General features: G+C 66.5%; 25 protein-coding genes. 9 read left to right on the top strand and 16 right to left on the bottom strand.

What is annotated here, in order from left to right; all coding sequences use genetic code 11:
• Window positions 1–58: 58 nt before the first annotated feature.
• The gene (locus QTI66_RS21610; RefSeq protein WP_286561936.1) at window positions 59–538 is read right to left on the bottom strand and encodes a VOC family protein; all 480 of its coding nucleotides are present in this window, start codon (window positions 536–538) and stop codon (window positions 59–61) included.
• Between the two features lie 259 nt (window positions 539–797).
• On the opposite strand from QTI66_RS21610, the gene QTI66_RS21605 reads away from it, so the two are divergent.
• Window positions 798–1,256 (top strand): RcnB family protein, encoded by a 459-nt coding sequence (locus QTI66_RS21605; RefSeq protein WP_286561935.1) that lies wholly within the window; start codon window positions 798–800, stop codon window positions 1,254–1,256.
• 37 nt (window positions 1,257–1,293) lie between these two features.
• On the opposite strand, the gene QTI66_RS21600 is transcribed toward QTI66_RS21605, so the two are convergent.
• The 7 genes from QTI66_RS21600 to QTI66_RS21570 are packed head-to-tail and all read right to left on the bottom strand — an operon-like array spanning window position 1,294 to window position 9,333.
• Entirely contained in the window at window positions 1,294–2,316 is a 1,023-nt protein-coding gene (locus QTI66_RS21600; RefSeq protein ID WP_286561934.1) for an aldo/keto reductase, read from the bottom strand.
• Window positions 2,313–3,938, bottom strand: coding sequence for a GMC family oxidoreductase (locus QTI66_RS21595; RefSeq protein WP_286561933.1), 1,626 nt, complete (start codon window positions 3,936–3,938; stop codon window positions 2,313–2,315). The genes QTI66_RS21600 and QTI66_RS21595 overlap by 4 nt, the downstream gene beginning before the upstream one ends.
• Before the next feature lie 11 nt (window positions 3,939–3,949).
• A complete protein-coding gene (locus tag QTI66_RS21590; protein ID WP_286561931.1) occupies window positions 3,950–5,440 on the bottom strand; it encodes an aldehyde dehydrogenase family protein in 1,491 nt (496 codons plus the stop codon).
• 21 nt (window positions 5,441–5,461) lie between these two features.
• Window positions 5,462–6,229 (bottom strand): enoyl-CoA hydratase/isomerase family protein, encoded by a 768-nt coding sequence (locus tag QTI66_RS21585; protein WP_286561930.1) that lies wholly within the window; start codon window positions 6,227–6,229, stop codon window positions 5,462–5,464.
• Between the two features lie 13 nt (window positions 6,230–6,242).
• Window positions 6,243–7,406 (bottom strand): dihydrodipicolinate synthase family protein, encoded by a 1,164-nt coding sequence (locus tag QTI66_RS21580; protein ID WP_286561929.1) that lies wholly within the window; start codon window positions 7,404–7,406, stop codon window positions 6,243–6,245.
• Between the two features lie 21 nt (window positions 7,407–7,427).
• Window positions 7,428–8,195 (bottom strand): 3-ketoacyl-ACP reductase, encoded by a 768-nt coding sequence (locus tag QTI66_RS21575; protein ID WP_286561928.1) that lies wholly within the window; start codon window positions 8,193–8,195, stop codon window positions 7,428–7,430.
• Between the two features lie 4 nt (window positions 8,196–8,199).
• Complete coding sequence (locus tag QTI66_RS21570) at window positions 8,200–9,333, bottom strand: acyl-CoA dehydrogenase family protein (RefSeq protein ID WP_286561927.1); 1,134 nt, start codon at window positions 9,331–9,333, stop codon at window positions 8,200–8,202.
• A 110-nt stretch (window positions 9,334–9,443) separates the two neighbouring features.
• Here QTI66_RS21570 and QTI66_RS21565 point away from each other — a divergent pair, with 110 nt between their 5' ends.
• On the top strand, window positions 9,444–10,964 hold the full coding sequence (locus QTI66_RS21565; protein ID WP_286561925.1) for a CoA-transferase: 1,521 nt from the start codon (window positions 9,444–9,446) through the stop codon (window positions 10,962–10,964).
• Between the two features lie 27 nt (window positions 10,965–10,991).
• On the opposite strand, the gene QTI66_RS21560 is transcribed toward QTI66_RS21565, so the two are convergent.
• The 3 genes from QTI66_RS21560 to QTI66_RS21550 all read right to left on the bottom strand — a co-directional run bounded on the left by QTI66_RS21560 (window position 10,992) and on the right by QTI66_RS21550 (window position 12,932).
• On the bottom strand, window positions 10,992–11,369 hold the full coding sequence (locus tag QTI66_RS21560; RefSeq protein WP_286561924.1) for a ribbon-helix-helix domain-containing protein: 378 nt from the start codon (window positions 11,367–11,369) through the stop codon (window positions 10,992–10,994).
• Window positions 11,370–11,518: 149 nt separating this feature from the next.
• On the bottom strand, window positions 11,519–12,079 hold the full coding sequence (locus QTI66_RS21555; RefSeq protein ID WP_444815034.1) for a DJ-1/PfpI family protein: 561 nt from the start codon (window positions 12,077–12,079) through the stop codon (window positions 11,519–11,521).
• 133 nt (window positions 12,080–12,212) lie between these two features.
• The gene (locus QTI66_RS21550; RefSeq protein WP_286561922.1) at window positions 12,213–12,932 is read right to left on the bottom strand and encodes a TetR/AcrR family transcriptional regulator; all 720 of its coding nucleotides are present in this window, start codon (window positions 12,930–12,932) and stop codon (window positions 12,213–12,215) included.
• Window positions 12,933–13,089: 157 nt separating this feature from the next.
• Between QTI66_RS21550 and QTI66_RS21545 the strand changes: the two genes are divergently transcribed.
• The 4 genes from QTI66_RS21545 to QTI66_RS21530 all read left to right on the top strand — a co-directional run bounded on the left by QTI66_RS21545 (window position 13,090) and on the right by QTI66_RS21530 (window position 17,918).
• A complete protein-coding gene (locus QTI66_RS21545) occupies window positions 13,090–13,929 on the top strand; it encodes a fumarylacetoacetate hydrolase family protein (protein ID WP_286561921.1) in 840 nt (279 codons plus the stop codon).
• A 101-nt stretch (window positions 13,930–14,030) separates the two neighbouring features.
• Window positions 14,031–14,999, top strand: a complete 969-nt coding sequence (locus QTI66_RS21540) for a VOC family protein (RefSeq protein WP_286561920.1) — start codon at window positions 14,031–14,033, stop codon at window positions 14,997–14,999.
• Window positions 15,000–15,024: 25 nt separating this feature from the next.
• Window positions 15,025–16,638, top strand: coding sequence for a bifunctional 3-(3-hydroxy-phenyl)propionate/3-hydroxycinnamic acid hydroxylase MhpA (gene mhpA / locus QTI66_RS21535; protein WP_286561919.1), 1,614 nt, complete (start codon window positions 15,025–15,027; stop codon window positions 16,636–16,638).
• A 26-nt stretch (window positions 16,639–16,664) separates the two neighbouring features.
• A complete protein-coding gene (locus QTI66_RS21530) occupies window positions 16,665–17,918 on the top strand; it encodes an MFS transporter (RefSeq protein WP_286561918.1) in 1,254 nt (417 codons plus the stop codon).
• A gap of 4 nt (window positions 17,919–17,922) precedes the next feature.
• Here QTI66_RS21530 and QTI66_RS21525 read toward each other — a convergent pair whose 3' ends face one another.
• Both QTI66_RS21525 and QTI66_RS21520 read right to left on the bottom strand, forming a co-directional pair.
• Window positions 17,923–18,705, bottom strand: a complete 783-nt coding sequence (locus tag QTI66_RS21525) for a slipin family protein (protein WP_286561916.1) — start codon at window positions 18,703–18,705, stop codon at window positions 17,923–17,925.
• Complete coding sequence (locus QTI66_RS21520; protein ID WP_444815029.1) at window positions 18,702–20,123, bottom strand: NfeD family protein; 1,422 nt, start codon at window positions 20,121–20,123, stop codon at window positions 18,702–18,704. The genes QTI66_RS21525 and QTI66_RS21520 overlap by 4 nt, the downstream gene beginning before the upstream one ends.
• 160 nt (window positions 20,124–20,283) lie before the next feature.
• Between QTI66_RS21520 and QTI66_RS21515 the strand changes: the two genes are divergently transcribed.
• From QTI66_RS21515 to QTI66_RS21505, 3 genes are all read left to right on the top strand, one after another.
• Window positions 20,284–21,309, top strand: a complete 1,026-nt coding sequence (locus QTI66_RS21515) for a class I fructose-bisphosphate aldolase (protein WP_286561913.1) — start codon at window positions 20,284–20,286, stop codon at window positions 21,307–21,309.
• 180 nt (window positions 21,310–21,489) lie between these two features.
• The gene (locus QTI66_RS21510) at window positions 21,490–22,416 is read left to right on the top strand and encodes a M15 family metallopeptidase (protein WP_286561912.1); all 927 of its coding nucleotides are present in this window, start codon (window positions 21,490–21,492) and stop codon (window positions 22,414–22,416) included.
• On the top strand, window positions 22,413–22,934 hold the full coding sequence (locus QTI66_RS21505) for a hypothetical protein (RefSeq protein ID WP_286561911.1): 522 nt from the start codon (window positions 22,413–22,415) through the stop codon (window positions 22,932–22,934). Before QTI66_RS21510 ends, QTI66_RS21505 begins: the two co-directional genes overlap by 4 nt.
• Window positions 22,935–22,958: 24 nt before the next feature.
• Here the strand turns inward: QTI66_RS21505 and QTI66_RS21500 are convergent, their stop codons facing one another.
• The 3 genes from QTI66_RS21500 to QTI66_RS21490 form a co-directional block, all read right to left on the bottom strand.
• A complete protein-coding gene (locus tag QTI66_RS21500; protein ID WP_286561910.1) occupies window positions 22,959–23,234 on the bottom strand; it encodes a hypothetical protein in 276 nt (91 codons plus the stop codon).
• 119 nt (window positions 23,235–23,353) lie between these two features.
• Window positions 23,354–24,517, bottom strand: coding sequence for an acyl-CoA dehydrogenase family protein (locus QTI66_RS21495; protein WP_286561909.1), 1,164 nt, complete (start codon window positions 24,515–24,517; stop codon window positions 23,354–23,356).
• 7 nt (window positions 24,518–24,524) lie between these two features.
• Entirely contained in the window at window positions 24,525–25,685 is a 1,161-nt protein-coding gene (locus QTI66_RS21490) for an acyl-CoA dehydrogenase family protein (protein WP_286561907.1), read from the bottom strand.
• Window positions 25,686–25,708 lie beyond the last annotated feature (23 nt).

Here is a 25,708-nt window from a genome sequence, read left to right as displayed (position 1 = left end):
TGGCAATGCGCGCCCCTTTTTAAGGGCACGCATTCAACCGGCGGGCAGGCGCCTTTTTTCAGCCCCGCCGCGCCGCCTCGAGCGCCGCGATGTCGATCTTCTTCATGGTCATCATCGCGTCGAACACGCGCTTGGCCATCGCGCGATCGGGGTCGGCCATTGCTTCGATGAGCACGCGCGGCGTGATCTGCCATGACACGCCCCAGCGGTCCTTGCACCAGCCGCACGCGCTTTCCTGGCCGCCATTGCTGACGATCGCGTTCCACAGGCGATCGGTTTCGGCCTGGTCGTCGGTCGCGATCTGGAAAGAGAAGGCCTCGTCCTGCTTGAACGCCGGGCCACCGTTCAGCCCGATGCAGGGGATGCCGGCGACGGTGAACTCGACCGTCAGCACATCGCCCTGCTTGCCACTGGGAAAGTCGCCCGGTGCGCGCATCACGGCGCCGACGGAGCTGTCGGGGAATGTCCTGGCATAGAAGTTGGCGGCGTCAACGGCGCCGCTCTCGTACCACAGGCAAATGGTGTTCTTACTGGTCATTCATGTCTCCTGAACAGTTGACAGGCTGTTGGCGCGCCGCATGCGCCGTCGTCCAAACCGCAATCGTCGCCATCACGGCAAGCCGCATTGTCGGACGGGACCGATGCCCTCGTCAGCCTGCGCCGACGCCACGCGCTCACGGTGGGCGCTTCATGCGATGCAGGCCTTTTCGACGTCTTTACATTGCAGCACGCGCGCTGCACGTCCGCGATACAAGCAAGGCCGACACTGAACTCGTCATCCCAACAAGGAGTTCAGAATGACCATCCGTTCCAAGACCATCGCCGTGATCGCCGCGACCCTCGCATTGTCCAGCGTGGGCAGTGCATTTGCACAGGATCGCAACCACGGCCCGGACCGCGATGGACGCGACGGCCGGTACGAGCAGCACGACCAGCGCCCCGACGGCCGCCAGGACAACTGGCGCGGGAACGACCATCGCAACGACTACCGCGGCGACTACCGCGGCGACTACCGCAACGACTACCGGGATGGTCGCCACTATGACCGCCGCGGCTTCTCGCAACCCCACGCCGAATGGCATCGTGGTGGCCGCGTGCCGAACGAATACCGCGGCCGCGGCTATGTGGTCAACGACTACCGCGCCTACCACCTGAATGCGCCGCCGCGCGGCTACCAGTGGGTCGGTGTGGGCAGCGAATTCGCCCTGGCCGCGATCGCCACGGGGCTCATCGCCCAGATCGTCATCGGGCAGTAAATGAGACAGGGGCGCGCATGCCGTCCCCTGCGCAAGGTCAAGCAGCCGCGGGCACCGGCGCGTCTTCGCGCAGCAAGCCCTTGCGCTTCAAGTCGCGCCACAAGTCCGCCGGCACCGGCTGGCTGAACCACCGCAGGTTCTGCTCCAGTTGTTCGACGTTGCGCGTACCGGCAATGAAGGACGGTATGGCCGGGTGCGCCACCACGAACTGCAAGGCGACCGCCGGCAATGGCACCTCGTACTGCGTGCAGACCGCTTCGATGGCAGCCACGCGCTGCATGACATCCACCGGCGCCGGCGCGTAGTTGTACTTGGCGCCCGGCCTGGCACCCGTGGCCAGGATGCCGGAATTGAAGCCGCCCCCGACGACCACGGCAGCGCCGCGCTTCTCGCACAGGGGCAGGAATTCGTCGAGCGCTTCCTGCTCGAGCAAGGTGTAGCGGCCCGCCAGCAGGAAGCAGTCGAAGTCGCGCTGCCGCAGCGCCTCATGGCACACCTCCCACTCGTTGACGCCCACGCCGATGGCCTTGACCACGCCTTCGGAGCGCAGCTTTTCCAGCGCCTTCCAGCAGCCGTCCATCGCCTGCTTGAACACGGCCGGCTGTTCGGTGCCCCGGCTGAAGACGTCGATGTCGTGGATGAAGCAGATGTCCATTCGCTCCAGGCCCAGGCGCTGCAGCGAGTCTTCGAACGAACGCATCGTGCCGTCGTAGCTGTAGTCGAAGTGCATGGTGAACGGCGCCGCGTCCACCCAGGGCGCGAACCGGATGTCCGCTCGGCGCGCCGGCTTGAGCACGCGCCCGACCTTGGACGACAGCACGTAGTCGTCGCGGTTCTTCCATCGCAGGCTGTGGCCGGTGCGCAGTTCAGAGAGCCCGTGGCCATACATGGGGGCCGTGTCGAAGTAGCGGACGCCCGCGTCCCAGGCCGACCGGAACATGGCGTCCGAGTCGGCGTCCGGCACCGCGCGAAAGATGTTTCCGACCGGCGCCGTGCCGAAGCCGAAGGCCGTAACGTCCAGTTCGACGCGGCCGAGCTTGCGTTTGTGCGAGGGGTTCAAGTCAATGCCTCCTGTAGTTGTTGTGAAGGACGTGCCACGCTGCGTGCGCGAATCAGCGCGGCCGCCTTTTCTCCGATCATTATCGAGGGCGCGTTGGTGTTGGAGCTGACCAGCCGCGGCATCACCGAGCTGTCGCAGATGCGCAGGCCATCGATGCCGCGCACGCGCAATTGCGGATCGACCACCGACGCAGCGTCGCCGCCCATGCGGCAGGTGCCGACGGGGTGGTACGAGGTGCGGCCGTATTGCCGCGCGTAGGTCTCCAGGTCCGCGGTCGTCGCCACGCGATCGCCGGGAAAGTGCTCCTTGCGGATGTACTTCGCCAGCGCCGATTGCCGGAAGATCTCGCGGCTGATGCGAACGCCTTCCACCGACGTCTTCACGTCGCGCTCGTCGCCCAGGAAGTTCGGATCGACGATGGGCATGGCGCGCGGATCCGCACTGCCGAGCGTCACCGAGCCACGCGCGTGCGGTCGCACCGCGTAGGAGTTCAGCGTCACGCCCGAGCCGGATTCGATCTTCGGCACGCCGGCTTCCACGCCCGCGCCGACAAGGAAGTGGAATTGCAGGTCCGGCGTCGGCTCGCTTTTATTGGCGTACCAGAACGCGCCGCCCTCCACGATGTTGGAAGCCACCGGCCCCTTCCTGAACAGCGCGTATTGCAGGCCGGCCCACGCCATCCAGTGCGGCTTGGCGTACTTGTCGAAGCTGTGCGGGCCGTTGAGCTCGTAGACGATGTCGATGCCGAAATGGTCGTGCAGGTTCTGCCCCACCTCCGGCCGGTCGGCCACCACCTCGATGCCGAGCGAGCTCAGCTGATCGGCCGGGCCGATGCCCGACAGCAGCATCAGCTTGGGCGAGCCGATGGCGCCGGCCGTGACCAGCACTTCGCGTGCCGCCCGCACGATGGTCGGCTGGCCCGCCTCGATCACTTCCACACCCACCGCGCGATGCTTCTCGATGACGATGCGGTTGATCAACGCGCCGGTTCGCACCGTGAGGTTGCGCCGGCCCGCCGCAGGCCGCAAATAGCCCACCGCCGCCGAGCAGCGCCTGCCGCCGCGCGTGGTCGTCTGGTAGGCGCCGGTGCCCGCCTGCGTGGCGCCGTTGAAGTCGGGGTTGTGGGGCATGCCCATCTGCTGGCAGGCCTGCACGAAAGCCTGCGTCATGCGATGCGGCGCGCCGCTGGAAACGCCCAACGGGCCGCCCACGCCATGCAAGGGCCCCGACAGCCTGTCGTTGTCTTCCGAGCGCAGGAAGAGCGGCAGCAGGTCCTTGAACGACCAGCCGTTGCAGCCGAATTCGCCGGCCCAGGCGTCGTAGTCCTGCGCGCAGCCGCGCGTGAACACTTCCGCGTTGATCGACCCGCCGCCGCCCAGCACGCGTCCCTGCGCATAGGGAATCTCGCGGTTCATCGCATGCTTTTGCGGCGCGGTCTTCAGGCCCCAGGTCATCGGGCCCGCCGTCATCTTGTAGAAGCCCACGGGCATGTGGATCCAGGGGCTGGTGTCGCGCGGGCCCGCTTCGAGCAGCAGGACCTGGACGTCCGCATCCTCCGACAGCCGTGCCGCCAGCGCGCAGCCTGCGGAACCACCACCAACCACGATGTAGTCATATGCCATTGCCGTTGCTCCTACGACGCAATCCAGTGAACGCGCGGCTGCAGGTTGATGTGCGCCGTCTTGACCTCGGTGTATTCCTCGATGCCCGCAAGCCCCGCGTCGCGGCCCAGGCCCGACTGTTTCATGCCGCCCATGGGCGCTTCGGGTCCATTGTCCAACGTGGTGTTGATCCACACACGGCCGGCTTTCACCTCGCGCATGGTGCGCAGCGCCAGGTTGACGTCCTGCGTCCAGATGGAGGCGGACAGGCCGAACTCGGTGTCGTTGGCGATGCGGATGGCTTCTTCCGGCGTGTCGAAGGGAAGCACCGCCAGCACCGGCCCGAAGATCTCTTCGCGCAGCAGCGGCATGTCGGGCCGCACGTCCGTGAGCAGTGTGGGCTGCACGAAGAAGCCGTTGTCCGATCCGGTGCGGCCACCGCCTTGCACCAGCGTTGCGCCGAGCGCCACACCGCCGTCGATGTACGAGAGCACCTTGCGCATGTGCGCCTCGTCGAACAGCGCGCCCACCTGCGTGGCGGGGTCGAGCGGATCGCCGACCACGACGCGGCGCAGCTTGGCCGCGACGCGCTGCGTGAAGTCTTCCGCCACCGAGCGATGCACCACCAGCCGGCTCGCACCCACGCAGCACTGGCCCGCGTTGAAGGACATCGCGAAGGCCACGCCATCGGCGGCGTCGTCCAGGTTGGCGTCGGCAAACACGATGTGCGGGTTCTTGCCGCCCAGCTCCAGCCCGAGCTTCTTGATGGTGCCCACGGATGCCTGGATGGCCTTGCGGCCGGTCGCCGTCGAGCCGGTGACGGAGACCATGTCGACTTGATCGCTGTCGAGGATGGCCTGTCCGACCGCGGCGCCGTGGCCGCTCACCAGGTTCACCACGCCATCGGGCAGCCCGGCCAACTGCAGCAGTTCACCCAGGCGCAGCGTGGTGCCGCTGGTGGCCTCGGAGGGCTTCACGACCGCGGTGCAGCCGGCCGCCAGCAGAAAGGGCAGGCGCTCGGCCAAGATGAAGAAGGGAAAGTTCCAGGGCGTGATGACGCCGATCACGCCGAGCGGCTCGCGCAGGACCAGCGCCATCAGCCGGTCGCCGAGGTTGTTGAGCGTCTCGCCCGCCAGGGTGCGCGAGGCGCCCGCGGCAAAGCGCCAGACGTCCGCCGCGGCGCGGATCTCGCCGGTGGCCTGGGTGATCGGCTTGCCGGTTTCCAGGCACTCGATGAGGCCCAGTTCGTCGGCGTTCGTCTCGATCAGGTCGGCCACCGCGAACAGCACCTTGGCGCGGTCTGCGGCGCGCATGCGCGGCCACGGGCCGCTGTCGAAAGCGTTGCGCGCGGCGCGGATCGCGTCTTGCGCGTCCTGCGCGTTGCCCGCGGGCCATCGGGCCACGGGCGTGCCGTGGCCGGGGCTGTTGCGGGTGATGAACTGTCCACCGCACCCGTCGGTCCAGCGAGCGTCGATGAACATCTGGAAGCGCCGGGGCGTGGCTGGCAGCGTGTGCTTGTGCATGTTGTTGTCTCCTCCTGCGGGTCAAAAAATGGCGGTGGTTTTCGCCTTGAAGGCGGCGATGCCGATGGCCGCGTCGGCGCTGGCCTTCACCGCGTGACCGGCCTCGGCGTAGAACCCGCCGTCGGCGGCGGCGGGGTCGTTGCCGCGCACGATGGCGGCCTTCGCCCAGCGGGCCGCGACGGGCGAGACGCGCGTCAGCGTGGCGACGAACTCCGTGAGTCCCGCCTCGAAAACCCGCGCGGGCCACACGGCATTCAGCGCGCCCCACTGCAGGCCGGTGGCGGCATCGAGCTGGCGGCAGGTCAGCACGGCTTCGAGCGCGCGGCCGCGGCCGACGATTCGCTCCAGCCGATTGCCGCCTTCCCAGCCGGGCATCGCACCGATGGCGACTTCGGGGAAGTGCAGGCGCGCCGCGTCGGAGGCGACGCGCAGGTCAGCGGCCAGTGCCAGCTCGAAGCCGCCGCCAAAGCACAGGCCTTCCACCGCTGCGACGGTGGGGCAGCGCAGTTGCTCCAGTCGCGCGAAGACGCGGTTGCCGTAGCGGATCCATTCCTCGGCAAACTGCGACGGCGTCATCGGCGCCCACTGCGCGATGTCCGCACCCGAGGAGAACACGCCACCCGGCTGGCCGCGCAGCACCACGGCGCGCACGGTGGTGTCCTGTTCGACCTGCTTCAGGTGCTGATCGAGCTGCGCCAGCATGGCCAGGTCCAGCGCATTGGCCTTGCCGGGGTTCGACAGCTGAAGGGTCAGCACCGCGCCTTCGCGCGAGGAGAGTATCTCGCCCATGGCGATGGCTCCTTCAGGCCTGCACGCCGTAGGGCGCGAGGAACTGGCGCATCCGCGACGCAGCCAACTCGGGGTCGCGCAGCAACCCGGCCTGGTCGGCCATGCGGAAGATGTCGACGAAGTAGGGCAGCGGGCGCATCGACTGGTGGCCGGCGAGCATCACCATGTGCGACTGGTGCCCGTTCAGGTACGCCAGGAACACCACGCCCGTCTTGTAGAACTGCGTCGGCGCGCCGAAGATGCGGCGCGACAGCGGCACCGTGGGTTCGAGGATGTCGAGAAAGCGCTGCTTGTCGCCTTGCGCCAGTGCAACGAGCGCGTGCGACGCGGCGGGCGCGATCGCGTCGAAGATGCCGAGCAGGGCGTGCGAGTAGCCCACTTCGTCGCCGGCAATGAGTTCGGGGTAGTTGAAGTCGTCGCCGGTGTACATCTTCACGCTGGCCGGCAGCATGCGGCGCATGTCGATCTCGCGTTGCTTGTCGAGCAGCGAGATCTTGATGCCGTCCACTTTGGCGGTGGATTCCGCGATCACCTGCAGCGCGACGTCGCGTGCGGCGCCGAGATCGTCGGTGCCCCAGTAGCCGGCGAGCGAAGGGTCGAACATGGCGCCGAGCCAGTGCAGCACCACGGGCTGGTCCGTTTGGGCGAGCACGCGGCGGTACACGCGCAGGTAGTCCTCGGGCGTTTTGGCGACGCGTGCCAGCGCGCGGCTGGCCATCAGGATCAGGCGGCCGCCGGCTTGCTGGATGGCGTCCATCTGCTCGAGGTAGGCGCCGATCACGTCGTCGATCGTGCGCACGCTGGCCAGGTCGAGGTGGTCGGTGCCGCAGCCGCTGTAGATGGGCACGTCGGTGCCGCGCAAGGCCCTGTGCGTCTCGCCGATGAGCTTGAGCGAGTCGGCCCATGACAGGCCCATGCCGCGCTGCGCCGTGTCCATGGCCTCGGCAATGCCCAGGCCGAGACTCGCGAGGTAGTGGCGATAGGTCAGCGTGGCGTCCCAGTCGATGGCGCCTCCGCTCGAGGGCGCGGCATCGGCGAAGGGGTCGGCCACCACGTGCGCCGCGGAGAACACCACGCGGTTGAAGGGGCAGGCGGGTGCTTGCGGTGCCCACGGCGTGCCTTGCAACTTGTAGGGCGTGAGGCGGCCATCGTCGCCGGGAAGCTTCAGTTCGTTCATGTCGCTATTCCTCCTGATGTGTCAGAAGCGCTGCAGCAGCAGGCCGCCATCCACGCGAACCTCCTGCGCCACGGTGTAGGGCAGCAGACCGGCGGCCATCGTGCGGATCACGCGGGCCACGTCTTCGGGCATGCCCCAGCGCGGGTCGACCGTCATGCCCTTGGCGATGAGGCCGTCGTACTTGTCCTTCGAAGGCGCGGTCATCTCGGTGAGGATGAGGCCCGGTTGCACTTCGAAGACGCCGATGCCCAGCGGCGCCAGGCGCATGGCGAACAGGCGCGACGCCATGTGCAGCGAGATCTTCGACATGCAGTACTCGCCGCGTTCCACCGTCGCGGCCGCCGCGTTGGACGACGTGACGAAGATCATGCTGCGGGGAATGTCGCTGTCGCGTGGCTGCTGCACCATGTGCCGCGCCACCGCCTGCGACAGGAAGAAGGTGCCGCGCGTGTTGGTGTCGAAGCAGCGGTCATAGCTTTCTTCGCTCACCTCGAGCAGGTCGCCGCGCTGCAGCACCGAGACGCCGGCGTTGTTGACCAGGCAATGGATCTGGCCAAACCCGGCGACCACCGCATCGACGAAGGGTTGGTGGCCGGCGCGGTCTGCGATGTCCATGTCCCAGGTCTCGCAGCGCCGGCCGGTGGAGACGATGTCTGACTTGAGTTGCGCGAGCTTGTCGGCGTCCTTCCATGCGAGTGCCGCGATGTCGAAGCCCTCTGCTGCGAGTGCCAGTGCGGTGGCGCGTCCGATGCCGCGCGAGGCGCCGGTGACGATGGCTGTCTTGTTCATGGTGTCAGGCCTTCAAGAGGTTGCGCGCGATGATCACGCGCTGGATCTGGTTGGTGCCTTCGTAGATCTGGGTGATCTTGGCGTCGCGGTACAGGCGCTCGACCTCGTAGCCGCGGATGAAGCCGCTGCCGCCGAAGATCTGGATGGCGTTGGAGCTGTGCGTCACGGCGGCGTCGCCGGCGAAGCACTTGGCCATTGACGAAGCGGCCGTGGCGTCTTCACCGGCGTCGATCTTCGAGGCGGCCGAGCGCACCAGCAGGCGCGCCGCCTCGGTGTCCTTGGCCATGTCGGCCAGCATGAACTGGATGCCCTGGAATTCGGAGATGGGCGAGCCGAACTGCTTGCGCATCTTCGCCTGCTCGACCGACGCATCGAGCCCTGCCTGCAGGATGCCGACGGCCAGCGACGCGATGCCCACGCGGCCTTTTTCCAGCACGCTCATCATCATGTGAAAGCCCCGGCCCTCGGTGCCGAGCAGCGCATCCGCCGGCAGCACCACGTCGTTGAACGCCAGTTCGCCAACCTGCGATGAGCGCTGCCCCAGCTTGTGCTCCTTCGGGCCGCGCGAGACGCCGGGCAATGCGCAATCGACGATGAAGATGCTCATGCCGCGCTTGCCCGCCGCCGGATCGGTGCGCGCCAGCACGAAGGCCACATCGGCCACGGGCGCGTTGTGGATCCACAGCTTGGCGCCGTTGAGCACCCAGCCGTCGCCCTTGCGCACCGCAGTCGTCTTGACGCCGGAGACGTCCGAGCCGGCGCCCGCTTCGGTGATGCAGTAGGCGCCGCGCTTGTGCGCGCGGATGAGCGGGGCGATCCACTGGTCCTTCTGCGCGTCGGTGCCGTGCTTGCACAGCAGCGTGGTGAGCAACTCGACCAGGCCGCACTGGTCGGCGATGGAGGCGTAGCCGCGGCTCAGTTCTTCCATCACGATGCTGTAGGCCAGGCAATCGAGGCCGGCGCCACCCCAGGTGTCGGGCACCGTGATGCCGAAGAGGCCGCTCTCGCCCATGGCGGTGTAGATGTCGCCGGCAAAGGCTTCCTCGCGGTCCAGGCGCTCCGCTTGCGGGCGGATGACCTCGTTCGCAAAGCGCTTCGCCATGTCGGCGACCTGGGTGTGTTCCATCGTCAATTTCATGTCTGTCTCCTTCGAAGTTAGGGTCAAACCCGTATGTATGTAACTGGTTAGTTATTAGAATGATGGCAGACGTTTTGCATTTCGGCAAGCGCAATCACAAGGAAGTTGCAATGAAAAAAGTACGAATCGTTGACGCGGACCAGATGGCGAGCGAAGTGTTCGATGGCGCGACCGTGGTGCTCAGCGGCTCCGGCGGTGGCTTGCAGGAGGCCGACCACATCGCGCAGGCGATCGAGAAGCGCTTTCTCGCGACGGGCCATCCGCGCGACCTCACGCTGATCCATGGCCTGGGCATCGGCGACGGCGTGGTCTCGGGCATCACGCGCTTTGCGCACAAGGGCATGGTCAAGCGCGTGATCGGCGGGCACTGGACCTGGTCGAAGGCGATGCAAGACCTTGCGCGCGACAACGAGATCGAGGCGTACACGCTGCCGGCCGGCCCGATCCAGACGCTGCTGCGTGAAACGGGTGCGGGGCGACACGGCCTGGTGACGCACATCGGCCTGCACACCTTTGCCGATCCGCGACATGGTGGCGGCCGCTGCAATGCAAAGGCCACTGAAGACCTGGTCGAGTTGATTCATCTCGGCGGCAAGGAATTGCTTTGGTACAAGCCCATCCAGATCGACTTCGCGTTGATCCGCGGCACCGCCTGCGATCCGCAGGGCAATCTCACCTCGCGCGAAGAACCCTCGGAGATGGACGCGTTTGCCGCAGCGATGGCCGCGCACAACTGCGGCGGCAAGGTGCTGGCGCAAGTGCGCGATGTGCTGGACGAATCCATCGCCCCGGCGCGCGACGTCAGCGTGCCGGGCGTGCTGGTGGACATGGTCTGCGAGTTCGCCGCGCAAACGCAGACCACGGGGGCAGCCTACGACCTCAGCATGAGTGGCCTGTTGCGCGCGCCCGCCGATCGCGCGGCCATGCCTTTGCCCGAAGGCGTGCGCTACCTCATCGCACGGCGCGCGGCCCGGGAATTGCGCGCCGATGCCTGCGTCAACTTCGGCTTCGGCCTGCCGGATGGCGTGCCCGCGGTTGCGCGTGCCGAAGGGCTGGAGATCGGCTGGACCACCATCGAGCAGGGCCCGCACAACGGCGAACTGCTCGGTGGTCACCTGTTCGGCGCCACGCGCTACCCGAGCGCCATCGTCAAGTCCACCGAGCAGTTCGATTTCTTCAGCGGCGGCGGCGTCGACATCGCCTTTCTCGGCATGGGTGAACTCGACGCGCAGGGCAACGTCAACGTCTCATGGCTGGGCGACAGCATCGTGGGGCCGGGCGGCTTCGTGGACATCACGCAGCGCGCGAAGAAGGTCGTCTTTTGCGGCACCTTCGAGGCCAAGGGGCTGGTGGTGGAGCACGAAGGTGAGGAGGTGCGGATCCGTCGCTACGGCGAAGTTTCAAAGCTCGTGCCGAAGGTGCGGCATATCACCTTCAGCGGTCTGCGTGCGCGCGCGGAGGGGCAGGATGTGCTGTACGTCACCGAGCGCGCCGTGTTCCGGCTGACGCCCAACGGACTGCGCCTGATCGAAGTGCCGCCGGGAGTGGACATCCAGGCCGACGTGCTGGACCGCATGCCCTTCGAGGTCGAAGTGGATGAGTCGCTGGTTTCTGCGGCCGTCTCCAACTGAGCCGGCAAGCATTGCAAGCGCAAAAGCTCAGGACGGGACGGCGGCGCGCTGCGTGCTGACCCAGCCGCGCGGCAGGGCGCGCAGCACGGCTTGCGCGTCCAGCGAGCCGATCGACACGCGCGTGTCGGTGGGAATGCGCCCTTGCGCCAGCAGCGCCTCGTAGCGCAGCGCACTCACCCGCAGGAAGGATGCAAAGTTGCCAACGTCGCCGCGGGCGGTGACCAGTTCGTCATACAGCTTTTCGATGAGCTGCACCACGCCCATGTCGTCGCGTTGCGCAATTTCTTCCAGCACCTGCCAGAAGAGGTTTTCGAGCCGGATGCTGGTGACCACGCCGTGCAGCCGCACCGAGCGTGTGCGGCTGTCGTAGCTTTGCGGGTCGGCGCTGATGAAGACTTCGCACATGCGTGCTCTCCTCGGTTGGCGGGCAGATGCAGCCATTGTGAGGCCGCACCCGTTCACCCGCCAGTGTTGGGGAGACTCTTGATCAACGCCGCGGACCTCACGGTGGACATGATCAGAGCCTTCTTGGGGAGACTCTGAATCGAGCCGGCTCAGATCTCGATGCGCGTGCCCAGCACCTTGAGGAACTGGCCAATCCACGCCGGATGCGCAGGCCACGCCGGCGCCGTCACCAGGTTTCGGTCGGTCACTGCGGCGTCGATGGCGATGCCCATGTATTCCGCACCGGCCAGCTCCACCTCCACCTGGCAGGCGGGGTAGGCCGACAGCTTGCGGCCCTTGATGAGGCCGGTGGCTGCCAACAGTTGCGCGCCATGGCACACGGCGGCCAGCGGCTTGTCGGCTTTGAGGAAGTGGCTCGCAATCTCGATCACGCGTGCGTTCATGCGCAGGTATTCGGGGGCACGGCCGCCGGGGATGACCAGCGCGTCGTAGGCCTCGGGCTTCACGTCGGCAAAGTTGAAGTTCAGCGTGAAGCGGTGACCGGGCTTTTCGCTGTAGGTCTGGGCGCCCTCGAAGTCGTGGATGGCGGTGTGGATCCAGTCGCCGGCCTTTTTGTCGGGTGCGACCGCATGCACGGTGTGGCCCACCGCCAGCAGCGCCTGGAAGGGCACCATGGTTTCGTAGTCTTCGGCGTAGTCGCCGCACAGCATCAGGATCTTGCTCAAGGTCGTCTCCGTAAAAAGTGGCTGCAATTCGCGAAGCGAAAGTGCTTCACGCGTGGCAGCCCCATTTTTCAGAAGTACGACCGGCCGGTGGTAGCAGTCCGTTGTGATGTGCCGCTTTTCAGGCGCGAAGGGCCGCCCGCGCGCCGGATTTCCGGGGTTTCATCCCGGAAAAAATCGGTCCGTCCACCGAGCTGGGCACCGCGAGCGGCATGTAGGCAATCGCTTCAGCCTCTTTCGGGTCGAGCCCGAAGCCCACCAGCACGCTTCGCAGGATGTGCTCCGGGTGGTGGCTTTGCGTCGGCTCGGTCAGCATCGTCTCGATGCCGTAGAAGATGGAGCCGAGCACGATGTCGCGTGCCACAGTCACGCTGTCGACCTGGATGCGCTTGGCCTTTCGCGCGGCTTCCAGGTCGCGCGAGAGGTACTCGTCGATGAGTTGTCCGCGCGTGGCAATGCGGGTGCCCACGCGCGTGATGAAGCCGCCCCACAGCGGGTAGCGCAGCGCCATCTGCATGTACATGCGCGTGCCGGCCGCAACGCGGGCGATCGGGTCGTCGAGCTTGAGCACGATGGGGTCGACGATTTGCAGCACCTCGTCGCTCATGGCGGCAGCCAGCGCAAGCATCAACTCGTTGGTGGTGCGGAAGTGGTTGTAGAAGGTGCCGCGCGACACGCCCGCCGCGGCAATGAAGTCGTCGATCACCGCCACGTCCGGACCTTTGTCGGCGAACACGGTCAACGCGCTTTCGAGCAGCTTGAGCTTCGTCTTCTCGCGCCGCTGCGCGCCCACCCGCACGCGGTGGTCTTCAAGTGGTGCTTCGACTTGTTTCGTTGCCATCGGGCCAGAGGGTACACGACGAATTCGGGAAGAAAAACACGCCGTCGGTGAATAGGGAATTCCCTATGACTTTGCCCGATTTGTCATCTTGACGAAAACGTCAGTTCGACTACATTTCGTTTTAGACAAATCGTCTAATTCAACGAAGGACCTCCCAATGAAGCTGCTACGCCATGGCCCCGTCGGGGCAGAGAAGCCCGGTGCACTGGACGCCAACGGAAAGGTCCGCGACCTTGCGCTGCTGGTCGATGATTTCACGCCTGAATGGATGCAGCCCGCCAAGCTGCACGCGCTGTCGGCCATCGACCTCTCGAAGATGCCGCTGGTGCCCGAAGGCACCCGGCTGGGCACGCCGGTCACGGGCGTTCGCCAGTTCGTCGCCATTGGCCTGAACTACCGCAAGCACGCCGAAGAGTCCGGCCTCGAGATTCCGAAGGAGCCGGTCGTGTTCACTAAGGCGCTCACCTCGCTGGCCGGCCCGAACGACGACGTCGAACTGCCCGCAGGCTCGGAAGCCGGTGACTGGGAAATCGAACTGGGCTTCGTCATCGGCACGCAGTGCAAGAAGGTGTCGGTGGCCGATGCGCTCAAGCACGTCGCCGGCTATTGCCTGGCCAACGACGTGTCCGAGCGCGACTGGCAGATCAAGCGCAACGGCCAATGGGGTAAGGGCAAGAGCTTCGACGGCTTCGGCCCGATCGGCCCGTGGCTCGTGACGACCGACGAACTGCCCGACCCGCAGAACATTCCGCTCGAACTCGCCGTCAACGGCAAGCTCATGCAGCAGAGCAACACGGCCGACATGATCTTTCCGGTGGCCGAAGTCGTGTCCTACCTCAGCCAGTTCATGACGCTGCTGCCCGGTGACGTGGTCATCACCGGCACCCCGCAAGGCGTCGGACTGGGCATGAAGCCGATGCCGCAGTTCCTGCGCCGCGGCGACGTCATGACCCTGAGCGCCGGCCCGCTGGGCACGCAGCGCCAGCAGGTCGTCTGACCCCGCCCGCACCCCGACCGACCCATCGCCAAGGACAACGCTGCGAACTCGCAGCGCGGGCGCAGCTTTGCCCCGAACCAACGGACTTCAAGGAGACAACGATGAACGCAACAGCAACAGCATCTTCAGAAACAGCCCGGCAGGCGAACTTCCTGGCCGTGCATTCGGTGGATGAATTCGTCTTCAGCGTGCCCGCGCTGGAAGAGGCCAGACACTTTTACACGAGCTTCGGGCTGGACGTTCGCGATGAAGGCGATGCGCTGGCGCTCTACACGCACAGCCATCCGCACCGCTGGGCGCGCGTTGTTCAACGCGAGGGCGAAAAGCGCTTGCTGTGGATCAGCCTCGGCATTCATGCCGCGGACGAAGCGCGATTCGAACGCCATCTGGCAGAGCGCGAAATCGCACGCATCGCACCACCAGAAGGCGCGGACGCGAGCGGCATCTGGATCGAAGGGCCCGACTCGCTGCCCTTGCAGTTGCGCGTGGCGGACAAGTCCTCGCCTTCGCAGCCCGCGCCGCGCGAGTTTCCGCCGGAAAACGCCAACACCGGCCGTTCGCCGAGCCGCAGCCAGGCGCAGCCGACACGCCCGCTCTACCTCTCGCACATCCTGCTGTTCAGCGCCGATGTCGATGCGGCTCGCGCGTTCCACGAAGACGTGCTGGGCCTGCGCCTCTCGGACAAGTCCGGCTCCGTCATCGCCTTCCTGCACACGCCGCACGGCAGCGACCACCACCTGATCGCGCTGGCCAAGTCCAATGGCGGCGGGCTGCACCACAGCAGCTGGTGCGTGCCGTCTTTCGACGCGGTCGGGCAGGGCACGCAGCAGATGGCGCAAGCGGGCTACGCGCAAGGCTGGGGCGTGGGCCGGCACGTGCTGGGTTCCAACTATTTCCGCTATGTGCGCGATCCGTGGGGCAGCTATGCGGAGTACTCCTTCGACATCGACTACGTCGAGGCCGGCAACACCTGGCCTGCGGCCGACCACCCCGGCGAAGACTCGCTCTACGTCTGGGGCCCATCGCTTCCCGGGGATTTCATCGTCAACCACGAAACAGTTGCCCGCTGAGCGGCGCAGCACCAGGAGATCAGCCATGACCAGCAGCGCAATTCCCTTCTACGACGTCGTCCAGATCGGCTACGGCCCGGTCAGCGAAATCATGGCCCTGTCGCTCGCCCGGCAAGGTCACAAGGTCGCCATCTTCGAACGCTGGCGCGAGCGCTATGCGTTGCCGCGCGCCGTGTGCATCGACCACGAGCTGTACCGCGTGCTGTCGGCCCTCGGCATGAGCCGCACGCTCCCGGCCGTGAGCCACGCCGGCCCGCACTACAAGTGGTTCAACGCCGAGTGGAAGGAACTGCTCTCCATCGACTGGGAGTCCGAGTCGATCTCCGGAGGCCCCGAAGTCAACTTCGTTCACCAGCCAACGCTGGAGAAAATGTTCGAGGAAGTCGTGCAAGCCCGCCCCGAAGTGACGCTGAACCTCGGCTGGGAAGCCATCGAGGCCACGCAAACCGCGGACTACGCGCAACTCGTGGTGCGCGACACGGAATCGGGCGAGACGCGCACCGTTCGCTGCAAATACCTGATCGGTGCCGACGGCGCCAACAGCCTCGTGCGCCAAGCCATCGGATCGACGCAGGAAGACCGCGGCTTCGAAGCCGACTGGCTGGTGATCGACGTGCTGCCCAACGAAGGCGTGACGCTCGACATTCCGCCGGCCGCGCAGTACTGCAACCCGATCCGCCCCACCACCATCGTCCCCGCCGGCGTCAAGGACGGCCGCTACTTCCGCCGTTGGGAGTTCATGCGCCTGCCGCATGAAACGCGCGAAGAGTTGGAACACGAGAGCGTCGCATGGGATCTGCTGGCGCCGTGGGTCCAGCGCGACCAGGCGACCATCGTGCGCCACAAGGTCTACACCTTCCGCTCGCTGCTGGCCAACACCTGGCGCAAGGGCCGCCTGTTGATCGCCGGCGACGCCGCGCACGTGATGCCGCCCTTCATGGGCCAGGGCATGTGCGCCGGCCTGCGCGACGACTGGAACCTCGCATGGAAGCTCGACCTGATCCTCAAGGGCATGGCCGACGACGCACTGCTCGACACCTACCAGCCCGAGCGCCGCCCGCATGTGAGCGACGTGATCGACCTGTCGATGTTTCTCGGCAAGATCATCTGCATTCCCGACGCGAAACTGGCGGCTGAGCGTGATGAAGCCTTCTTCAGCGGCAAGGTGCCGCCACCGCCGGCGTTCCCATCGCTGACGGACGGCATCCTGCGCCGCGACGCGGACGGTGCGGTGCAGGCACCTGCCGGCTTGCTCAGTCCGCATGGCACGGTGCGCGGCGGTGGGCGCGAAGGCCGCTTTGACGAAGTCGTGGGACTCGGCTTCGTGCTGGTCTCCCGCGGCACGGCGCAGCCACTGGGCGCGTCGCAGCGTGCCTTCCTCGATGCCATCGGTGCAAAGCGCGTGGTCATCGCGGACAAGGCCACGAACGGCGCATTCGTCGACGTCGATCACAAGTACCTGCCGTTCATGGAACGGCATGGCATCCGGGCCATGCTGGTGCGACCCGACTTCTACCTCTACGGCGCAGCCACCGGCGACGGCGACGTCAACGCACTCGTCGACGACCTCGCGGCCGACCTCCAGCGCCATGGCGTGAACGTGGCTTGCGCGCAAGTGCCGCAGGCGCTTGCCGCCTGAACGAATCCAACCCAAGGACAAGCACCATGAACACCCATGTCGCAATCAACCCGGGCCTCGCTTCGGGCAAGTCCCGCCGGGACGTCAGCTACGAGTGGAAAGCCGTTGCGCTGCTGTGCTTGGGCTTCGGCCTGGTCGGCATCGACCGCTTCATGATCCTGCCGCTGTTCCCGGTCATCGCGAAGGACCTGCACCTCGGCTACCAGGACCTTGGCCAGGTGACGGGCGTGCTGGCCATCGCCTGGGGCGTGGCGGCCCTTTTCATGGGCAACCTGTCCGACCGCTTCGGCCATCGCAGGGTGATCATTCCCGCCATCATCGTGTTCTCGCTGCTGGCCGGCTTCAGCGGCCTGGCCACCGGCGTGATGAGCCTCATGTTCATCCGCGCGCTCATCGGCTTTGCGGAAGGCGCCTATACGCCTTCGAGCATCGTCGCGACGCTCGATGCGTCGAAGCCTTCGCGGCAGGGCATGAACATCGGTATCCAGCAGGCTGCGTTGCCGCTTTTCGGACTGGGCATCGCGCCGATCCTGGTCACGCAGTTGCTCAAGGTGGTCGAATGGCACTGGATCTTTGCGATGGTGTCGATCCCCGGCCTGCTGATCGCCTACCTGCTGTGGCGCACGCTGCGTGATACGCCCGCGGCCGTCGCCGCAGCGCACACCACCACGCATGACGCATCGCCGCACCAATGGAGCGACGTGTTCAAGTACCGCAACATCCCGCTCAACATGATCGGCATGCTGTGCTGGCTCACCAACCTCGTCGTGCTCAGTGCCTTGTTGCCGAGCTACCTGATCGACTACCTGCACCTGTCGCTGGAACAGATGGGCCTGGTGCTGTCGGCCATCGGCTTTGGCGGCACGATGGGCACGCTGGTCATGCCGGCCCTGTCGGACCGCATCGGGCGCAAGCCGGTGATGATCCTGTCGGTGCTCGGCGCAGCCGTTGGGCTGTATTTGCTCATGCACACCGGCGCCGAGCCCTGGCGCCTGTTCATCTGGTTGTTCGTCACGCTGTTCTTCATCTTCAGCATGATCTGCCTGACCGTCGGCCCGCTGAGCGTGGAGTCGGTTCCTGCGAAATTGATGTCGACGGCCTCGGGCATCGTGGTCGGCACCGGCGAGATCTTCGGCGGCGGCATTGCGCCGGTCATCGCGGGCTATGTCGCCCAGCATTTCGGCATCCAGTACATCATGCACCTGGCGGCCGTGGCGCTCGCGGTGGGCCTCTTCGTGGCGCTCTCGCTGAAGGAGACTGCGCCGGGCAAGCAACGCTGATGCATCAAGGTGGCGTCGTCGATGAATGCCGCTTCAGGCTCTCCAGCAGCGGCGCCACGATGTCCATCGGCAGCGGAAAAACGATCGTCGAATTCTTGTCCGCCGCGATCACCGTCAGCGTCTCGAGGTAGCGCAACTGGATTGCCTGCGGCTGCTTCGCCAGGATCTCCGCGGCCTGCGCGAGCTTTTCGGAAGCCTGCAATTCGCCCTCGGCATGGATGACCTTGGCGCGCCGCTCGCGCTCCGCCTCGGCTTGCCGCGCAATCGCGCGAATCATGGAATCGTTCAGGTCGACGTGCTTGATCTCCACGTTGGTCACCTTGATGCCCCAGGCATCGGTCTGGCTGTCGAGGATCTTCTGCAGGTCCAGGTTCAGCCGCTCGCGCTCGGACAGCATCTCGTCCAGCGTGTGCTTGCCGAGCACGGCCCGCAGCGTGGTCTGCGCGAGCTGGCTGGTGGCCGCCAGGAAATGCTCGACCTGGATCACCGCGCGCTCCGGATCGACGACGCGGAAATACAGGACCGCGTTGACCTTGAGCGTGACGTTGTCGCGCGAGATCACGTCCTGCGAGGGGATGTCGAGCACCACGATGCGCAGGTCGATGCGCACCATCTGCTGGATGCCCGGAATCAGGATCACGAGCCCCGGCCCCTTGACGCGCCAGAAGCGCCCGAGCTGGAACACCACGCCCCGCTCGTATTCGCGCAGGATGCGCAGCGAACTTGCCACCAGCACCGCCAGCAGGACGATGAAGACCGGAAACGCAATCACGGTAGACGTAATCATGTTGTTCTCGCTTCTTGTGTCGTGGACCTTGTGGCGCTGACCGCGTTGACTTCGAGCGTGATGCCATCCGCGCGCGCAATGCGCACGTTCTCGCCCGCGCGCAATGCGTGAGTGGAGCGGATGCGCCAACGTTCACCGTCGATGAGCGCCCAGCCTTCGCCATCCGCAAACTCGATCACTTCGGCCGATGCGCCGATGAATCGCTGCATGCCGCTTCGCACCGGCCGCGATCGCGCCTTGACGGCCATGCGTGCGACGCCAATCACGAACACCGCCGAGACCGCCATCAGGGCGCCGATCAGGTGCAGCGGAACGCCGAAACCCGGCACGTCGCTGTCGATGAGCAAGAGCGCGCCCAGGCCGAACGCGGCGACGCCGCCGATGCCCAGCGCACCGTAGCTCGGCACGAAGGCCTCCGCCACGAAGAAGACGATGCCCAGCAGGATCAAGCCCAGGCCGACGTAGTTGATGGGCAGCATTTGCAGCGCCCACATTGCCAGCAGCAGGCAGAGTCCGCCAATCACGCCGGGCGCCACGAAGCCGGGGTTCATGAACTCGAACATCAGGCCGTAGACGCCGATCATCAGTAGCACCAGCGCGATGCCGGGGTCGCTGATGGCCGCCAGCAGCTTGTCGCGCCAGTCCGCCTCCAGGACGACCACCGGCGCGTGGGCGGTCGACAATTTCACGGGCGCTGCACCCGCTGCGCCGAGCTTGAGCGAGCGGCCATCGAGTTGGCGCAGCAGGTCGTCGCGATCGGTGGCGACGACGTCGATCACCTTGCGTGACAGCGCCTCGTTCGCCGGCAGGCTCACCGACTCGCGCACCGCCTGCTCGGCCCATTCGACATTGCGGCCGCGCAGTTGCGCCAAGCTGCGGATGTAGGCGGTGGCGTCGTTGATGCGCTTGGCGCTCATCGTGTCTTCGGACTTGTCGGGCTTCGATGCGCTTCCGGGTGGTTGTGCGGACGGCTGCGCGCCCGGCGTCGGCATGCCGATGGCAACCGGCGTGGCCGCGCCCAGGTTGGTGGCCGGCGCCATGGCCGCCACGTGGCAGGCGTAAAGCATGTAGGTGCCCGCACTCGCCGCGCGCGCGCCCTGCGGCGCCACATACCCGGCCACGGGAACCGGCGAAGCCAGGATGTTCTGCACGATGCTGCGCATGGCGGTGTCCAGTCCGCCGGGCGTGTCCAGTTGCAGCACGACCAGCTGCGCATGCTCGCGCGCCGCTCGCTCGAGTGCGCGCTTGATCTGGTCGGCGGTGGCCGGGCCGATGGCCCCTTGAATGGGGATGACGAACACCGGCGGCGCCGCATCGCCCGTCGCCGCCCCGCACGACGCCATCCGCGAGAAAAAGCCAAGCAGCACCAACGCGCAGATCAACCAGGCGCGCGGGGGGCGAGGCAACATCACAGGCATGGGGTGCACTGAAAATTGCAGCGTACTCCTGAGCGGGCTGCCGTGCCGGCCGCGCGCCATGCCACCGGGCTGCCGTCTGGCGCATGACATCACCTGCAAAAGGGGCTTGCAACGCAGGGGCGCGCCGCCGCATCAGACTGGGGCGTTGCTGGAGACCGACATGACGACAACTGCAAGCGAGCTGCAAGCGACCATCGAGGCACTGGTACAAAAAGGCAAGGGCATCCTCGCCGCCGACGAAAGCGGCCCGACCATCGCCAAGCGCTTCAAGGCCATCGGCGTGGAATCAACCGGGGAAAGCCGGCGTGCGTATCGCAGCCTGCTGCTGTCCACGCCGGGGCTCGGGCAGTACGTGAGCGGCGTGATCCTCTACGAAGAAACGCTGGCGCAATCCGCCGATGACGGCGAAGCCCTGCCGCAACTGGCGGCGCGCAACGGCATCGTGCCTGGCATCAAGGTCGACGCCGGCAAGATTCCTCTGGCCCTGTCGCCGGGCGACGAGATCACCGTGGGGCTGGACGGGCTTGCCCAGCGGCTCCAGAAGTACAAGCAAAGCGGCGCGCGCTTTGCCAAGTGGCGTGCGGTGTACAACATCTCCGACGTGCTGCCGGGTCGGGCGGCGATCGAGGCGAGCGCGGAGGCACTGGCGCGTTATGCGGCGGTTTGCCAGGAGCACGGCGTGGTGCCCATCGTCGAGCCCGAAGTGCTCATCGACGGCGACCACACGATGGCGCGCTGCGCCGAGGTCACGCAGGCGGTTCTGCTGGAGGTTTTTCTTGCGCTGCATCGGCATCGGGTGGTGCTCGAGCACATCCTGCTCAAGCCCGGCATGGTGCTGCCGGGCAAGGAGAGCGCGCAGCGTGTGACGCCGGCTGAAGTAGCCACGGAGACGATTCGCGTGCTGCGGCGCATGGTGCCTGCGGCGGTGCCGAGCATCAATTTCCTGTCTGGTGGCCAGTCGCCGGAGGAGGCGACGGCGAACCTGGATGCGCTCAACCGGCTCGGCCCGCAGCCGTGGCACCTGAGCTTTTCCTACGGCCGCGCGCTGCAGGATCCGGCGATGAAGGCGTGGAAGGGGGAGCCTGCCAATGGAGGGCCATGCCAGGATGCGTTGCTCAAGCGGGCGTGGCTGAACAGCGCGGCCAGCGAGGGGGCTTACACGGAGATGATGGAACGCAACGAATAGGGCGGCCCACGTGGGGCCTTCCATTTGCGGTGTATCCCATGGGACGCGTTGACGCCGAAGGGATCGCGCCAGCCGCTCTTGCCGTCAAGAGGGTCTTGTCGACCTCCCCAATATTGCTCATGTACGTCACGAGTGCAGGTGGTAGCCTGTTCCAGAACACGATCTACGGGAGCAACCGCTATGTCGACCACTCCGCCGACAGCCACGCTGACGCTGGAAAGCCTGCTGGCCCAGCCCGGCATCATCCTGCAGCGCGGGGACAACGACGCGCGATCAAGGTGGGGCGGCAAGGATCGTGCGTCGCCGGGTGGCAAGCCTGTGCGCGAGTTGCAGGAGGCGCTCGTTCAAATCGGCGCGATGAGCGCGACCCCCGACGGCGACTTCGGCAAGAAGACCCAGGAGGCCGTCAAGCGCTTCCAGTGGTATCTAAGGCGCATTGCCCACCGCCTGCGGATCTCCGGCACCGGAGACTCATTGCATGGCAGCATCGAGGCCTACACCGCCCCCAGTGGCGTTCTGCTGGACGGTTTCGTTCGCCTGACGACGCTTGCCGAAGTCGTGAGCTGGCGTGACGGCGGCTTCGAGCTCGCCAGTCCACTGGTGGCCTACAGCGTGGGAAAGCTATCGAACATCGTGCGATCGTCCACCTTCGAGGTGCTCGACTATCCTTCGGCGGGTGCCGACGAGATACTGGTGCACCAGGACTTCGTGCCCTGGCTGGAATCGATGAACACCAAGGCGAAGGACAACAAGGTGACGCTCCGCGTGAATCAGGCGTTCCGGGTGCAGGGCCTGCCGGTATCGGGCGCAGTGGTGCCGCCGGCTTCCAGCTCGCAGCACCTGATCGGGCACGCGCTCGACGTGAACATCGTCGATGGCAGCACCGTCAACACCTCGCCGATGTTCAACGCCGGCACGGCGACCCAGGCTGCCCAGGATCTTGTGAAGGCGGCCAAGGACATCGGGTTGCGCTGGGGCGGCGACTTCAGCCCCAAGGACCCGCCGCACTTCGACAAGCGTGTGCTGCACACCAGCGACGAGTACCTGAACTCGTTCTACTTCGCCCAGCGCTCGTACGACCGCCATCACCCCTTGCGACGCGCATGAGGAAGGCCACTGCGTTCCTGCTGGGGCTGCGGGCGCTGCTGCTGGCCGGCCTTGTCGCGGCCTTGCTGCCATGTGCGCACGCTTCGGCTGGCGCGGGCGCCATGCCTGCTTCAAGCCTGGTTTCAAGCCCGGTATCAAGCGTGGCGGCAGGTGCCAGCCCCGAAGCAGACTTGCGCGCGCATCGTGCGTTCGTGCTCGTCGTGATTGACGAGGCTGATGGCAAGCTCAAGTCGTCCGAAGCCTATGGCGACTGGCAGTCGTACCTGCAGTCCTTCGCCAAGCGCCGTGGCGACTTGCCGGTGCACCAGGTGTCGCCCGAGCGGGCACGCAAGCTGTTGCCTGCGTGGCCACGCGACTTGCGCAATGCGACCTTGTTTGCGAACCCCCAGCGACGCGGCCTGTTGCATCGCGGCCTCGTGCTCGAGCCGCAGGTGTACCTTTTGGGGAAGGCCTTCGCGGAAGGCGGTCCGGTTCCGGCGGACGCGACCCGCTTCGGCCTCGAGGTTTTTGGGTGGTAGGGTGCGGGTCGCCCCCGACCACGCTCAGGCAGGATGCCCCGCCGTGCGGCTCAGCAGTTCCTCCGCCACCTCGCAGGCGCGGTGCGAAATGGCAGCCACCGGAAAGCTGCCCACCTTGATGCGCTGGTAGACCACGGTGACGACGGGGAACTCATCGCCCAGCGCCTCGGCGGCGTCGCGCAGGCAGGCGGCCAGCGACGGCAGGCCTTCGCGCTCGTAATGTGGCGCGCCGCTGCCGATGCCCACCTGGGCGTCGAAGCTGGTTTCCCCGCGCTTGGTGATTTCGACGGCAGGTTGCATGGGCCGACGATACAAATGGATACCGCCAAGCCGCCTCCTCAATTTTGGGGAGGAAGCGGACGCAATCACTGCTTCTGAAAGATCTCCCCGAAAAGCGCTGCGAACGAACGGCGGGGCGTCTACCACCCCATCTGCCGCGCCGCCAGCTCCTTCATGATCTCCTCGGCACCGCCGCCGATCATCATCACCTTCACCTCGCGGTAGATGCGCTCGCTGATGGTGCCGCGCATGAAGCCCATGCCGCCAAGGACCTGCACGGCCGTGTCGGCGCAGAACTGCATGGTCTGCGTCGCGTGGTTCTTGAGCAGGCAGACCTGCGCCACCCAGTCCGATGCGTTGACGATGCCGCGCGCCTCCGATGCGTCGCCCTGCGCGGCGACGGCTTCGAGCCATGCCTCGGTCGAGGCGATGCGCATCTGCATGTCGACCAGCTTGTGGCGCACCGCCTGATGCTCGATGAGCGCGGCGCCGAAGGTTCGGCGCTGGCGGGCCCAGGACAAGGCTTCGTCCAAGCACGCCTGCGCGAAACCCAGGGCGCCCGCCGACATGGCAAGGCGCTCCCCGTTGAAGTTGCCCATGATCATGCGGAAGCCCGCGCCTTCCTCGCCGATGAGGAAGCGCGCGGGCACGCGCACCGCGTCGAAGTGAAGCTGCGCCGTGTCGGAACATTGCCAGCCCATTTTTGCGAGCGGCGTGCGCGTGATGCCCGGCAGATCGCCCGGCACCAGCAGCATCGAGATGCCCGCCGCGCCGCGCGACTCGCCCGTGCGCACGGCCACCGTCAGCCAGTCGGCGCGCATGCCCGAGGTGATGAAGGTCTTCTCGCCGTTGACGACGTAGCTGTCGCCCTCGCGCCGGGCCGTGGTGCGCAGCGCCGCGACGTCGGAGCCGCCGCCCGGCTCGGTGATGGCGAGCGCCGCGATCTTCTCGCCGCGCAGCACGGGCGGCACGACCTCGGCACACAGCGCATCGCTGCCGTGCGCCACCACGGGCGGCAGGCCGATGTTGTGCGAGAACAGGCTGGCGAACACGCCGCCGCTGGTGCCGTGCCGCGCCAGCGCCACCCACATGGGCAGCTTCAGCGCATGGGAGGCCGGCGTGCCGCCCAGCGATTCGGGGTAGCCGATGCCCAGCAAGCCGAGTTCGGCGGCGCGGTGGTAAAGCTCGCGCGGAAACATGCCGGCGTCGTCCCACGCGGTGATGTGGGGCGCCAGTTCGGTGCGCGCAAAGCGTGCGACCGCGTCGGCCAGCGTCTCGCGCTCGGCGCGCAGTTCGTCGTCCATCAACGCGTCATTCCCGTGGCGGGCGCTTGGCGATACCCATCGTCTTGGCGAGGATGCCGAGCATCACCTCGTCCGCGCCGCCACCGATGGAGCCCAGCCGGCCGTCACGATAGAGCCGCGACACGCGGTTCTCCCACGTGAAGCCCATGCCGCCCCAGAACTGCAGGCACGTGTCCGCCACCTCGCGCGTGAGCCGGCCGCACTTGAGCTTGGCCATCGATGCCAGCTCGGTCACGTCCTGCCCCTGCACATGCAGGTCGCACGCACGGTAGGTGAGGGCGCGCAAGGCCTCGACCTCGGTCTTGAGTTCGGCCAGCTTGAACTGCACCCATTGCTGGTCCGCCAGCGTGCCACCGAACAACTTGCGCTGCTGCGCCCATTCGATGGTGTCGGCAATGCATTGCTCCATCGGCTCCAGCGAACTGGCCGCGCACCACAGGCGCTCTTCCTGGAACTGCTGCATCTGGTAGACGAAGCCCTGGCCTTCCTCGCCGATGCGATAGCGCTGGGGCACACGCACGTTGTCGAAGTAGATGAGGCCGGTGTCGCTCGAATGCATGCCGATCTTGCGGATCTTCTTCGCCACTTCGATGCCGGGCGAATCCATCGGCACGATGACCAGCGACTTGTTGCGGTGCACCGGCCCCTCGCCGGTGTTGACCAGCATGCACATCCAGTCGGCCTGCAGGCTGTTGGTGATCCACATCTTCTGGCCGCTGATGAGGTAGTCGTCGCCGTCCTTGCGCGCCACGCTCTTGAGGCCGGCCACGTCGCTGCCTGCGCCGGGTTCGCTCACGCCGATGCAGCCCACCGTGTCGCCGGCAATGGCGGGCACGAGGAACTCGCGGCGCAGTTCGTCGCTGCCAAAGCGCGCCAATGCGGGCGTGCACATGTCCGTCTGCACGCCGATGGCCATGGGCACGCCGCCGCATCGCACATGGCCGAGCGCCTCGGCCAGTGCCATCGCATAGGAATAGTCCAGGCCGGCGCCGCCATAGGCTTCGGGCTTGTTCAGGCCCAGCAGGCCCAGGTTGCCCAGCTTCCTGAAGACCTCGTGCGCGGGGAACATCTGCGCTTCTTCCCATTCGTCGACGTGGGGGTTGATCTCGTCGTCGATGAAGCGGCGCAGCGTCTTCTGGATTTCCAGGTGCTCGTGGGTGTAGTGCATGGTGTCTCTCGTCCTTCTCTCTC

This window comes from Variovorax brevis (assembly GCF_030317105.1).
GTDB classification, from domain to species: domain Bacteria; phylum Pseudomonadota; class Gammaproteobacteria; order Burkholderiales; family Burkholderiaceae_C; genus Variovorax; species Variovorax brevis.
This window is presented reverse-complemented; position numbering and strand designations above follow the sequence as displayed.